The following is a 12,907-nucleotide window of genomic DNA, read 5'->3' on the forward strand; positions in this document are numbered from 1 at the left end:
TCCAAAGTTAGAAAGGAGGTAAGAAAAGATGCCAAATCGAAATATCCATACAACTAAACGTGGTGACAAGTGGGCTAATGTAATTAGTGGAAACTCAAGAGCAAGCGGATTATACGATACACAAAAGGAAGCAATTCAAGCAGCTATACCAAGGGCAAAAAAAGATGGATTAGAGCATGTGATTCACGGAAAAGACAACAAAATAAGAGAAAAGAATAGTTACGGAAATGACCCTAGAAATATAAAGGGATAGGATCAAAATTAAAACTAAGTACACTTAATGTGAAAGGAGGTAAATATTCATGTCTACAATTCAACGTGTTTACGGCAAAGGAAGATATGATGGAATTTTTATTGGAGCAGCTATTGTTGTAGCTTTGTTCCTAATTTTCAAATCCACAAACAAGCCTACCCAAAAGACTTACTAGATAGTTTTACTTCTTCTTATAACTTAATATTGTAGAGAAAATTCGCTTTGACGAATGGAGTTGATTTTCTTTATGTACATAGTTACTCTCACAAGTCGTGTACCTCTGACAAATACCTAGCAGACCACTAATCTAAGATTAGTGGTTCTTTATTTTATTCATCTAAAAGACGTAGCCCACAACATTTCTAAACCTCTCCGCACAATAAATGTGAAGCCTTCCTACCCCCATTTCTGTTCGCCTGATAAGCTACTGACCTTCCATAAAATCTCACTTTTATACCTGCTAAGAGAAAAATCTTGCGTGTTCTAATTCTATATATCACAAAAAAATAACTTCCATTTTCTCTTTTCACTGACTTATGTCGTAGCAGATTAATTTTCTAAATATTAGATGGTTCTTCTGAAGAATGTAATAAATAGCTGAAAAGTCGTTTTTGTTTCGAATCTATGTATTCTTTATCTTTAATTGTTCTTCTGTCTTCTATCATTTGGAGAATGTATGTTGGGTAAAAATAAAATGGAACTTCACTGTTTATTTGATCTACACTTGGTGTAAATCGCCTAAAGCGTTTCTCTCTCAACATGTCATCATCATCCATATAATAAGAAATACTTTTATATTTGTCATATAAACTATATTTGGTTGATTTTGTATAATGATATGAAATCTTGTCGGAAATATAACTGCCCATACTTTTTTCATAAGGTTCCTTATTAATAACTGTCTGGACATCCATTTTCAACTTATCAATGTTAAGAGTAGGTTCTACACCATAAATAGTAGCTATTGTATGAATGTGCTTAACACGATAAATATTAAATTCAGGCATATTCCTATCAATTTTTTGAACTACCTGACAATAAGGCTCGTAAATTTCTTTTCCATCCCATATTTCTGACAATACTACAAAGTATTGAAATGTGTTAAATAAATCTACATAGCAACACAAGTAGTTTTGATGAGAAAACAAGATCAATGTATGAGATAATTCAAAAAAAGTATCTAGTTCTAGATAACTATCAAATGCGTTAAGTGCAATAAAAGGAATAATAGATGCACTGAATGTTATATTTGTAATGATATTGTTGTTCTTTATTACATTTAAAACAGGCTTTATTTTATTATTTGGGACTTTCTTTTCAATTGCATAATTATAAGCAATTTTACAGATACCTTGCTTAAACACATCATTATTTAAATCAATATCAATACAGTAATCTACAATTTCAAATTTTCTCAATTCAGCTTTACTTAGATTCGTTCTGTGCAATTTTTTATACTCAGGACAATCAATAACAATTTGATTTTTAATAATTACATTATAGATTTTCCCATCGTCTCCGTACTTTGCCCTTCCTTTACACGATGGCATTGCTGAACTATTTGTCTTTTTCATATTCTCTATTTGTGTTATAACAGGATTGAATTTTTTGCAAAACTTATCATCGATCTCTCTCTGAACAATGTTGTTACATTTATTACAACATATTTGAGTGGATTCATATAGTCCCCCCAATGCATTTTGTATTATATGTTCTTTACTTTCATTCATAAAAGAGATGATTTCATCACAATATATACAATTCATTATTACTCTCCATAATTTCCTAAATATTTATTCATAATGCATTTATGCTGGCAAAATAAAAAATTTAGTTGAGTTCAACATTGCGCATCCCATTTTCACTTCGTCAGAGTCATCGCAAAATCATAGATACAACATGCTATTCCATCATCAATAAAAGAAGTCAGATTCAATATAGGGATTCACGATAAAAAGCGTCAAAGAACTTGCTAGTATCACGTGTATGGGAAAGAGGATAATGTTACGCTGATAATTTCCTTATCGTAGCAGTTACTGGTGTAGTAGGTAGGAATACACTTCAGTTAATGTCTAACCCTTACAACTTTCTTCATCTGCTCAAGCGATAATACATCATCATACCTTCGAAGAATCATCTTGTGGCAATTAGCACAAACAGGAAACAAATCCACAGCAGGGTCAATCCTAACCTCTTCTCCTTCCAAAGTACTTAATGGTTTAACATGATGAACCTCAATAAAATCTTTTCCTCTTTCTCCGTAGGCTTCTTCAAAGTTGAAATTACAAACAACACAATTTAAGCCATGTAAATCAATTGCTCTTTGTCTATTTTTGCATCCCGCTCATATCTCTTACCATAGTAAGTCTTGACTGCACCCTCAGGTCTAAGTTCATGCTCATTTTCTATATTGTCAGCTAGAATATCATCTTGTATTGTATGTAAATCTATACTATCCTCAAAAACTACACCTAATACCTCAAATTTGTACTCTTTCAAACGTTCAAAAGCAGTTTTTCTTTCTTCAAGTGTAAACATTGATTTGTATTTCGGTAGTAATACATGTGCTTCTATAGTCAAATCTAATCTCCCAGCAAAATAAAGTTTTTCAAATCCTGTAGTCGCTTGTTTCTTATGTATGAAATCTTTTGCAACCTTTAAAGCTCCATCACGAGTCACAATTTGAATGAAAATTGATGCGTTATACCCACACTCTGATTTCGCCTTTTTGTAGGCACTAATTACGTCTTTATGAAATTGCTCAATTAACGATTTTTCGATTGGTGAAATCTCACTTATTTCATCAATGACAATAAAACCAAGTTTCCTTAAAAACTTATTGCTTTCATCCCCACCATTAAATTTATTTGGATGAAGTTCTTCCCCATTCGCAAAGTAATTTGCTAAAGAAATAGTATATTTAGGAGGATAGTGCTTTTCTTTAAAAACTAAAGCATATTTTGTTGGTTCTCTTCGTTCAGGCACACCTTTTTTTCTGATTTGTTCTATTGCATTAATAATGTGTTCTGACGTTATATTCGGAGGAATCATGTTTACATCTCCCTTATTGGCAATCACTAAAATTGATTTTAACAATCAATCCATATATTGTCATTAGAAAATGTAAATTATTAGACTGATACAAAATCTCCATTAGAGACAGTTTGAGTTATTGAAGAAACACCAGCAAAGCTAACTGGCGTTTCTTCGTTTTCCTTCGTTTAAGCTACCTTTTCACTAAATGCGTTATTATTTGCCAAAAATTTAACTTCCGTTAATTCTCCCATAAAAGCTTCCAAATCCTTAACAGAATCCCACTCAATAAGTAGATCAGCGTAATAAAGAACATTGTTCTTAGTAAATGACGCTACGGAATGTGTTTCACTTGTCAAAATCAATATCCCTTCAGCATCTTCAATTGCTGTTTTAAGCAACGTTGCCACGAAAGGCGCGATAAAGAAGCAACCATGAACCCAACGATACCAGTCTAATTCGTACTTTTTAGGTTGGTATTTTTCATAATAGCGATAATCCAATTCAGAAAAGGCTTCTGATTCATAAAAATCATCCCAAAATTCATCATCTTCAATGTTTACTTCTAAGCCAAACATTGATTCAAAGAGCGATTTTTTCTCTGATTGATACTCAATATCAGCTTGAACTTGGTCATCTAATTTTGTAACCCAATAATCCGAAGGTGTGTATGTCCAAGGCGCATCTTCATCTTGATCCCACTCTTCAGAACTTCTTATTCCTAAACATCTCCTGAGACTTGTCACAACATCAGCATCTTCAAGATGCGGTCTAAATAAATCCCAGTTGTCTTTTAATGAGAATATTTGTTTCTCACCTGCAAGCACATCGTTTTCAACATTAAGAAATTTTTTCATCGTAAGCATCGTTTGTAACCTCCAGTAATTTAATTTGTATAATTTGATTGCGTGTATATTGCATGCCTAGCGGCAGGCTGCGGAACAGGAAAAAATTATGCGGTGCGTTCTTGCTCCAACATTTCATTCCAATCCTTACCATAGACTGGGACAAGTACATTAATTTCATAAATCTGTCCCAAATCAATCTTTACCTTCTCAACGAACTCTTTAACAGGATCATCGTTATCCAATGCAAGAACCACTTTAGCAATTTGTTTATTCTCCTTGAGGAACATTTTTATTGCTTCTAAATGCAATCCACCTAGGGCAAGCAAGTAGTTCTTTCCAGCCCTTTCAGGGTACAATGCTAACAATGACATTGCATCAATAGGAGCTTCAACTACTGTCACCGCATTGCAATATTCATCAGATTCAATCACCCAACCATAACTCACATCACTATTAGCCGCTCTACCTTTAAATACATTATCGTCATGCGTTCCCCTCAGAATCGCACCTTTAGCACCCCCTATATTGTCAAAGCAAGGGAATACGTAATTGTAATTATCATCTTGATAGACCAAACCCTTCTCAATCATACGCTTTACTATTTTCATAGGTATTTTGCGTACTTTGCATAAATAAGGATACAAAACAGTATTAGCGGCAGCTCTCTTAGGCAGCATAAACACACCCTTTTTTTCCTGTTTAGCCTGTGATTGCCGTAGGCGATCACATTCAACGTCCTCCACCACACTATTAACCTCAATCAAAGCTTCCACAGCTTCTTTGAAGTTCATCCCCAAAATACGGATGCAAAAATCAAGTGCGTTGCCACCTTTTTCTTCACTATGCCTATAGTAAAAGTTATCCTTGATAACCAACCCAGCATAACCAACAACCTTATGGTCACCATTACGTTCTGGCTTAAGCTCATAACCATTTCGTTCGCAAAACTCAATCAGATTAGTCATACGGGCTTTTTGAATATTATCATCACTTATTCGCACTATTTTCACCTTCTTATATTGTTATTGGAATAGTAGGTGACGAAATTATTCTCTATATAATAGAAACAGTTCGTCACCTAACATGAGTGCTATTTTTCAGCATACTTCCTTTAAATAAATTGATTTATAACCTTTTTCATTTATCTCTATGTCCATTCCTTGCTTTGAGAAGATTTCTTTTAATATCTCTTGCCTTTCTTGCTTCTGCCAATTGGAGTTAAACCAATCTTTAAATGATCTTCCACCTATCTCATAGGCAGTATGCGTAGGAAAGCTAAAAAGATCACCTTCGTATTTCAAAGCGTATTCCTTAGAGTTTTCAGCCCATTGAGTACACTTTTCAATAAATTTATCCAAGGACAAATCCTGAAGCTTACTATTATGAACGTTACTTGGTGGCAAACTAAACGCTATTTGAAGCATATCTAGCCATTCTTTGCGATACGTGTACAAGTAGATATTCACAATAGAGTTATCGTTAATGTTTCGAATGCTGCTTCTATGAATTATTTGCATAAGATCTGCTAGAACAAGTTCATCGAAAATCGCTTGCACTCTTTCATACAAACCAAGCTTTTGATCTTCCTTTGTTCATGGAAAGATCAATATTCGTTCCATACAAAGAAATTGCAGTCTTCTTATACACGGATGGATGTCTTAATGGGATGTTTAGTAACGCTAATGCATGATACCTATTTAGTTTGTTCTTCCCAGTTGTGTTCAAGAGATTAAGCGGCAATTCATCAGCATTATTTTGATCATACAAGGTAATCTGATCTTTAGTGATAATCTTATTGCCAATACAAATGTTTATTTCATCTTTCTTAACTAAAGGAAAAAGGTCAATTCCAGATGATCGAATTGCTTCAATATCATTTGAGATAAGTTCGAAAATCTCTATCCTTTTCTCTTTGTCCTTCTTTGCATGACTTGACGTATTGATTTCTTGCAAGTGCAAATGAAGTCTGCTTTGATAATCATGATAGTTCTTAGTGTGAATAAATTGATATTCGTTGTTATAAAGTCGCTTGGTAATATTGCTTGTTCCATCCAAAATCAGAATGTTACCTAGCTCTCGATAGTCAATTCTCCTTGCACATAAAATGGTTGATCCTCTATCATGCCTGTCGATTACTCCTACATCATCTTGATGTAGAAGTTTTTTGAACCAAGTAAACTTAGCTAGATATTCATTTTCCGCATTTCTGGTATTTAGGTTCGCTAATATTCCATCCAATCGTTCCAAGTCACTACTTTCTATGAGATGACGACTTAACCGCTTCGTTACAGGCGAGTCTTCATCCATTTCTTGATTGATAATCGTTGTAATAGTCTTCCTAGCAAATCGTTTGACATCTTTACTTAGTTCACTTTCACTAGCTAGTGCATCAAACCAATCAACTTGATTGTCATTACTTCCAAGGTCAAAACCACAATGAGAAATAAACTCAGGCATTTCATCAACGATTATATTCCGTTTAAGAGTCAATCCATTGGTTAGTTTATACCGCATATAGTCATCTGGATCACTAACTTCATTAGCGAGATCACGAAAGCGTTGTTGAGTTATACAAACGATTTGATAATTTGTTAAATCATTTATTACATCATCCACGTTGTTTGTATCAACGTAGGTAATGGCATTTTGAATGTTCTTCATTTTAGCGTAATCTGATACTGGTTTAGAAAACTTTCGCATATTATCGTTATTTAAAAAGACAATTAATAATGCAGTCTTGAATTTTTGAGTTAGAAGGTATTTGGCCACCGCTTCTAGTGCGGCAGTTTTACCATGACCAGGTAGAGATGAACAAACATAGTGTTTAGTTTGTTTTTTTGAGTTATTAAATTCTTCAATAACGTCTATTATTACGTCTACCATTTGAGAAAAAGCTTTTTTGTGTAAATTTTCTTGTTGCTCATTGCTAAGTAAAGTCTGTAGATTGGCTATTTGTATACTCATTTGTTATTCCCCTTTTATTGCATCGATTTTATTTTGCACTTATTGAAAGTTTATATTAAAGCTAGCTATTAAATTCCACGTTCTTTGAATTAGCCTTGAAGAAAGTCACATTCTTAATATCATCATTTTCATTGTCATATTCATATGTAAATTCAACTGGAATAGCGTAACTCTCATACTTTTCATTGATTGATGAAAATAGTTCTTCAATTGTGTTGCTTTCAAGTATACGTTCAAAAGTAAAGTTGAGCTTTGCGCTCATTACACTCTTATCGATTCTTATAGAAACCAGCTTTTCTTCTAACTTGCCTTTCTCATTTTGGATTCGCAATACTATCTCTTTCGCGAAAGATGCATCCAGCTTTTCCCCAAGACCTCTAAGTTCAACAAGAAGGCTGCTAATCAATGTGTTGTAGCCTGTGACCTGTCTTGCAAGCAACTTTTCCTTCTTCGTAAGCTGTTGGTAAGTATTTTTCATTTTTTTCATTGTCATGTTTGTCATTTTCAGTTTATCTCCGTTATTTTATTTTGCGCTTATGGTCTAACAAAGAGAGAAGTTTTATTCGTACTTCTCTCCATAAATTTTTGCTATTGTTTTATCATTGACAAAACTATGCAAGGAATTATAAGAGTTAACTTTAAACCTATGGGATACTTCAATCACAATAGTCAGATTTAACTTTTCCTGCGAATAATCTTGAACTAGCTGGTGTGCAAGTGCAATCATGCCAGAGCGAGAAATATTTTTAATTGTAAAATTCTCCAAATCAAGTTGCTTTTCGATTGACTCAATCCTTCGATATAGTACGAACTTATCAATCGCACCTAAATTTTTCTCTTTCCCAGTATTAGAGCTTCTTATGACATATTCACTTTCAATTAACTCAGTGAAGTCCCTTACATTACCACTCCCTTCCATCTTACCATTGCTTTTATAATATTTTTTTTCTGATATTGCCCTTACAAGTAATGCTATACAATCAGATGTGACCTCCACTACTCGCCTAGAACCATCATTATCAGTAAGATTTAATCTATGCTTAACGAAATCAATATCAGAAATTTTTAAATTTCTAATCTCAGCTCCTGCTTGTCCAAGTATACCTTCAAACACCAAACAAACTATTACAGAATCTTGAGCATTTACACAGTCATCAAGAATTTCAGAAATCTCTTTTCTTGAATAAAAAATTTTAGCTTCTTCACGAACAAATTGCTCAAACCATTTTGTTCTTACGTTCCTTAATGGATTTTCATTATTGTTCTTGTATCCTTTTGAAATCGCCCAATCAACATATTTAGTGCAAATCCTTCCATACGACCTTGCTGTGGAAATGTAGTCAATATGTAATCCCGTAAAGAAATCTTCGATTTCAGGCAATTCAAATTCATAAATGTCTTTTTCCAAGCGGTGTTCAACATGTTTGGTTTTGTCAAAAAAGTTTCTGTATGTGATTCCAGACTTTACTGGATACATGCTAAGAAATTGTTCTTTGCACCCTGCATTATAAATACCTTTTTCTTGTTCGGTCATTCACTTCACTCTTTCATTTTATTTTGCGCTTATTTGATATCCAAAGTATATTGTATTATTTTGCACTTGTCAAGAGGTTTTGTTTTAATTTGCGGTTGTTTCTCCCAACCGATAAGAAAAAGGGACTTTTCAGTCCCTTTACATCTACTTTCGTTATTGATTTCCTAGCTTGTTTCCCCTTACCGACTTCTCGAACCACAAATGCAACAACTCCGTGTGAGCATTAGCTTCAAACGAATGAATAAGCACCACAATATCTTCTACCGTAAGCAAATGTAAGTTTACCGTTTCATCTTGTAACGCGTTGAAAACCACTTGTAGCATCGTCTGGCATGTTGTTATCTTGTTCTGAAGTTGTTGTTCTTCCTCTAAAAGCTTATCGTGTTTGCTGGATGCATCGCTCATACGTTGGTACCTCTGTTTGAATCTGAGATAAGGATTGATTGTTTTAGTTTGAGAGATAATGCTTGTCTTTCAAGATCACTGCGCATCTTGTGTAGGGCTTCTACAACGTCACTGAGAGTGTCAGTGTGAAGGATTGAACCTAAGAGCAGAGCGGATTGGATGATTTGCTGCTGAAGGTGCTGGAGCGTTTTAATGCGGTGTTGAAGGTCTGCTTCTTGCGATGATTGGTTGAAGTAGGCTTGCTTCATTGATGGTTTTGGGTTTGTAGTTTCGCTCATATGTGGGTCAACTCCTAGGGATGGATTGGGTATCGATTTGGCTTCTGTAAACGCTAGAATGACTTTAAGATGTTTACGTAACTATAACTTCCACTTACTAAGAGGACTATGGTTTTGATATTTCTTTGCAATTTCTTCACGCGTTAAATCCATGTAGGCTTGTTCCGTAACTGTTACTGAGCTATGACCCAAGATACGTGAAAGTGTAAAAAAGTCCCCACCATTTAGTAGATAATGCCTAGCAAAATTATTTCTAATTTGATGTGGGTGTATGTCAATGCCTGCTCTCTTACCAGTATCCTTTAATTGTTTTTCAAATGACTGAACGCTCATATTTGTTCCCTTTGTTGTAGGAAAAAGTAAGGGAGTCTCCGTATAACGATCTTTGAATTTTAGATATTGCTTTAATTCTCTTTGCATAGTGGGAGAGAAATACACATATCTTTCTTTTTTCCCTTTAGTTTTGGTCAAAAGAATCATCTTACTTTTAAAATCAATGGCATCAACAACTACTTCCAAACATTCACCTATTCTCATTCCAGTATCTTGCAATAGAAGTACAATGATTTTGTTTCTGTAGCCATGAAAAGTTGTATAATCAAAGTTTTCAATCAATTTGTTAAATTCTTCTTGATTTATTCCTTGTTTTTGCCTTCGTACTGTTTTAATTTGAAAAACATTATCCACTGGATTTTTTTGTAATTCCCCTTCTTGTTGAAGCCAATTGAATAGAACTTTGATATTGCGTAAGTAATTATTGATGGTGATTGATGATACTTGTTTCTTGTAATCTGTACGCTTTTCAGGGAAATTTATGTCTTAGAGGATTCTCTATTCACTACGGTGTACTTCCCTCTATCTTGAACGAAGGTAATATATTGTCTTATATGCCCTGTACGTACTTCTCTAACTCCCACGATTTCATGTTCATTTTTTAAATATGCGACAAATAATTTCAACGATTGCTCATAAGAAGCAATCGTTTTTTGTGATAAATTCTTGCTTTGGCAAAAGGCTAAAAAATCTTCAACATAGAACTCTAATTCCGATAATTTCATAGGCTTCCTCCCACTTTTTTGACAAATCAAAAACCCAATAAACCTTTTTGGTTTATTGGGTGAGATGGGAAAAGTTTATAGGCTTCAAATCAAGTTTATCGGTTTTCATATACTAGCTGGATTCCGTTTCCAAATCACAATATCCCCTTACCCCACAAAGCTCCTAACCCTTTCAACTAACCTTATGCTCGATCCGCAGCTTATCCGCCACCATCGCGATAAATTCAGAATTAGTTGGCTTAGCTTTAGAGATATTAATCGTATAGCCGAACAAGTGGCTGATACTGTCGATGTTGCCGCGCGTCCATGCGACTTCAATCGCGTGACGGATAGCACGTTCTACGCGGCTCGGGGTTGTTTTGTATTTTTCGGCAATGGCCGGATATAACGTTTTGGTAATTGCACCTAAGATTTCGATGTTGTTATACACCATTGTGATGGCTTCACGTAAATATTGATAGCCTTTGATATGTGCCGGCACACCTATTTCATGAATGATTGTAGTAATATTCGCGTCCAAGTTTTTACCTTTGGGCATTTGTACAATATTGGCTCTCATGCTGCTTGAAGAAGACGACATGATAGAATTGCTTTGATTGCTTGTTACTAGCTGACGAATTCTATTAGTCAAAATTTCCATATCGAACGGTTTTAGAATATAGTAAGACGCGCCTAACTGAACTGCTTTTTGTGTGATGTTCTCTTGGCCGAATGCAGTTAACATAATTATCTTTGGTTGAGGATTAAGGTCCATTTCGCGAAGCCTCTCCAACACACCCAAACCGTCCAAATGAGGCATGATGATATCAAGAATCAAAACATCTGGCACACGGTTACTTTGTTCGATCAATCTCAGAACGTCGTTCCCGTTATATGCAACACCAGCTACATGCATATCCTCTTGTTCATCAATAAATTCAGATAGAAGGTTCGTAAATTCTCGGTTGTCATCGGCTAATAAAACTTCAATCATTTGCAACGGTTTTTCCTCCTTCAAATGGCGACAAAATTATGTTTACATGTTTTTCCTATTGTATACTTTCGACAGGCTATATAAAAATCCTTCTGTCGAAAATTATTCTTGTGGATTTTTTTTCAATTTTATTTTATAATGATTAATTTGCATCATGGTTATACATTTTTCGACAAATGCAGTGATAAACTAACAAAACAAAAAGCTGAGGGCAATTTAACTTGCCTTCAGCTCTGTTATTGTTGTTGGCGCCGGTCTAAGCATGATTCCTGCATCCTGTAGCATCCACTCAATAAAGCAGCCATAACCGCTTGAAGGATCGTTTACGAATACATGTGTCACTGCACCAATTACTTTTCCGTTTTGGATAATCGGACTACCACTCATTCCTTGTACGATGCCACCTGTTTTTTCAAGCAGGCGAGGATCCGTAATCTTGATAACCATTCCTTTGGTCGCAGGGAAATCTTGTTTTGCAACATGAATGACTTCGATATCGAATTTCTCAACCTTTTGGCCATTCACTACCGTGTAAATTTGGGCGGGGCCTTCCTTAACTTCCTCAGCAAAAGCAACAGGAAGCGCTTCTTTAGTCAGACCATGATCAGGCAATTCACCCATCTTACCAAAAATCCCGAATGATGTGTTTTTCTCAATATTCCCTAGAACTTTACTTTCCTTTGAAAATTGGGCTCTTTTTTCTCCTGGCTCCCCATTCTGGCTTTTGGAGATTGAAGTAACATTAGAATGTACAATTTCTCCTGACCCAACTGTTATAGGAGTCTGTGTATCCATATCCGTTATAACGTGTCCCAGTGCCCCATACACGCCTTGATCCGGCGCATAAAAGGTTAACGTACCCACGCCTGCGGCAGAGTCCCGAATATACAATCCTAGACGGTAGGTCTTGTCCACAACATCGTAGGACGGCTGCACCTGAAGCTCAATCATTTCATTATTTCGTGTGATAGTTAGCGTCAGAGGCTTCTTATTTTCACCAGCCGCTGCAACTAACTCAGAAACTTTTGACACATCGGTCAATGGCTTCCCGTTAATTTTTACAATTAAATCGCCTAACTGAATTTTGGCATCCTCGCCCGGTGAAATCTTCTTATCGTCTGCAATCGTTACTAAATGATGACCAACCACTAAAACGCCTGCAGATTTTAATTTAACGCCAATAGTATGCCCCCCTGGAATAACTTTTAGATCGGGGACAACATTAACTTTAACCGTTTTGAGAGGAATTTTGCCAAAAAGCTTAAGTTTCATTTCAGCTTGACCCGCTTTGTAGGATTCCAAAGAAATTGGATTATGGAGATCTACTTGAAATGAGTGCTTGGTTGAACCATTAACCTTGACTATTTCCGGATTATTCACTGTAACCTGTGCACTGACGGGCATTGTCAGCTGGAGACTTGCTTGTTGGCCAGTGAAAAGCCGAAGCTCCTCGGGAAAGGAGGCAAAACTCTGGAAAGGTGTGGAGAGGCTCCCCAGACAAACGAAGAAGACGAGCAGCAAGCCAATCAATTTCTTTCTTTGGTTGGAACTCATGGTGTCA

At 35.4% G+C, this 12,907-nt stretch carries 17 protein-coding genes; 2 read left to right on the forward strand and 15 right to left on the reverse strand.

The window, feature by feature from the left end:
• The first annotated feature begins 28 nt into the window (after nucleotides 1–28).
• Both NV381_RS22290 and NV381_RS22295 read left to right on the forward strand, forming a co-directional pair.
• Complete coding sequence (locus tag NV381_RS22290; protein ID WP_258215493.1) at nucleotides 29–253, forward strand: DUF2188 domain-containing protein; 225 nt, start codon at nucleotides 29–31, stop codon at nucleotides 251–253.
• A 49-nt stretch (nucleotides 254–302) separates the two neighbouring features.
• Nucleotides 303–428, forward strand: coding sequence for a hypothetical protein (locus NV381_RS22295; protein WP_258215494.1), 126 nt, complete (start codon nucleotides 303–305; stop codon nucleotides 426–428).
• Between the two features lie 382 nt (nucleotides 429–810).
• Here the strand turns inward: NV381_RS22295 and NV381_RS22300 are convergent, their stop codons facing one another.
• The 15 genes from NV381_RS22300 to spoIVB all read right to left on the reverse strand — a co-directional run bounded on the left by NV381_RS22300 (nucleotide 811) and on the right by spoIVB (nucleotide 12,900).
• Entirely contained in the window at nucleotides 811–2,019 is a 1,209-nt protein-coding gene (locus NV381_RS22300) for an HNH endonuclease (RefSeq protein WP_258215495.1), read from the reverse strand.
• A 299-nt stretch (nucleotides 2,020–2,318) separates the two neighbouring features.
• Nucleotides 2,319–2,570: an HNH endonuclease gene (locus NV381_RS22305; RefSeq protein WP_308862163.1), complete on the reverse strand. Its 252-nt coding sequence runs from the start codon at nucleotides 2,568–2,570 to the stop codon at nucleotides 2,319–2,321.
• The gene (locus tag NV381_RS22310) at nucleotides 2,552–3,304 is read right to left on the reverse strand and encodes a hypothetical protein (protein ID WP_258215496.1); all 753 of its coding nucleotides are present in this window, start codon (nucleotides 3,302–3,304) and stop codon (nucleotides 2,552–2,554) included. Before NV381_RS22310 ends, NV381_RS22305 begins: the two co-directional genes overlap by 19 nt.
• Before the next feature lie 170 nt (nucleotides 3,305–3,474).
• Complete coding sequence (locus tag NV381_RS22315) at nucleotides 3,475–4,152, reverse strand: hypothetical protein (protein ID WP_258215497.1); 678 nt, start codon at nucleotides 4,150–4,152, stop codon at nucleotides 3,475–3,477.
• An 86-nt stretch (nucleotides 4,153–4,238) separates the two neighbouring features.
• The gene (locus NV381_RS22320; protein ID WP_258215498.1) at nucleotides 4,239–5,135 is read right to left on the reverse strand and encodes a DUF3991 and TOPRIM domain-containing protein; all 897 of its coding nucleotides are present in this window, start codon (nucleotides 5,133–5,135) and stop codon (nucleotides 4,239–4,241) included.
• Nucleotides 5,136–5,231: 96 nt separating this feature from the next.
• Complete coding sequence (locus NV381_RS22325; protein WP_258215499.1) at nucleotides 5,232–5,702, reverse strand: hypothetical protein; 471 nt, start codon at nucleotides 5,700–5,702, stop codon at nucleotides 5,232–5,234.
• Complete coding sequence (locus tag NV381_RS22330) at nucleotides 5,695–7,098, reverse strand: hypothetical protein (protein ID WP_258215500.1); 1,404 nt, start codon at nucleotides 7,096–7,098, stop codon at nucleotides 5,695–5,697. Before NV381_RS22330 ends, NV381_RS22325 begins: the two co-directional genes overlap by 8 nt.
• Nucleotides 7,099–7,159: 61 nt before the next feature.
• Complete coding sequence (locus tag NV381_RS22335; RefSeq protein ID WP_258215501.1) at nucleotides 7,160–7,600, reverse strand: hypothetical protein; 441 nt, start codon at nucleotides 7,598–7,600, stop codon at nucleotides 7,160–7,162.
• A gap of 57 nt (nucleotides 7,601–7,657) precedes the next feature.
• Nucleotides 7,658–8,632 carry a tyrosine-type recombinase/integrase gene (locus NV381_RS22340; RefSeq protein ID WP_258215502.1) on the reverse strand — a complete coding sequence of 325 codons (975 nt, stop codon included), beginning with the start codon at nucleotides 8,630–8,632 and terminating at the stop codon, nucleotides 7,658–7,660.
• A 153-nt stretch (nucleotides 8,633–8,785) separates the two neighbouring features.
• On the reverse strand, nucleotides 8,786–9,037 hold the full coding sequence (locus tag NV381_RS22345; protein WP_258215503.1) for a hypothetical protein: 252 nt from the start codon (nucleotides 9,035–9,037) through the stop codon (nucleotides 8,786–8,788).
• Nucleotides 9,034–9,315 (reverse strand): hypothetical protein, encoded by a 282-nt coding sequence (locus NV381_RS22350; protein WP_258215504.1) that lies wholly within the window; start codon nucleotides 9,313–9,315, stop codon nucleotides 9,034–9,036. The genes NV381_RS22345 and NV381_RS22350 overlap by 4 nt, the downstream gene beginning before the upstream one ends.
• An 81-nt stretch (nucleotides 9,316–9,396) precedes the next feature.
• Nucleotides 9,397–10,002: a tyrosine-type recombinase/integrase gene (locus NV381_RS38515; RefSeq protein ID WP_419182289.1), complete on the reverse strand. Its 606-nt coding sequence runs from the start codon at nucleotides 10,000–10,002 to the stop codon at nucleotides 9,397–9,399.
• Between the two features lie 125 nt (nucleotides 10,003–10,127).
• Nucleotides 10,128–10,373, reverse strand: coding sequence for a site-specific integrase (locus NV381_RS38520; protein WP_419182290.1), 246 nt, complete (start codon nucleotides 10,371–10,373; stop codon nucleotides 10,128–10,130).
• Nucleotides 10,374–10,545: 172 nt separating this feature from the next.
• Nucleotides 10,546–11,352 (reverse strand): sporulation transcription factor Spo0A, encoded by an 807-nt coding sequence (gene spo0A, locus NV381_RS22360; protein ID WP_258215505.1) that lies wholly within the window; start codon nucleotides 11,350–11,352, stop codon nucleotides 10,546–10,548.
• Nucleotides 11,353–11,562: 210 nt separating this feature from the next.
• Nucleotides 11,563–12,900, reverse strand: coding sequence for a SpoIVB peptidase (gene spoIVB / locus NV381_RS22365; RefSeq protein ID WP_258215506.1), 1,338 nt, complete (start codon nucleotides 12,898–12,900; stop codon nucleotides 11,563–11,565).
• Between the last annotated feature and the right edge of the window lie 7 nt (nucleotides 12,901–12,907).

Origin of the sequence: Paenibacillus radicis (ex Xue et al. 2023), from assembly GCF_024722015.1 — a bacterium.
GTDB lineage: Bacteria > Bacillota > Bacilli > Paenibacillales > NBRC-103111 > Paenibacillus_S.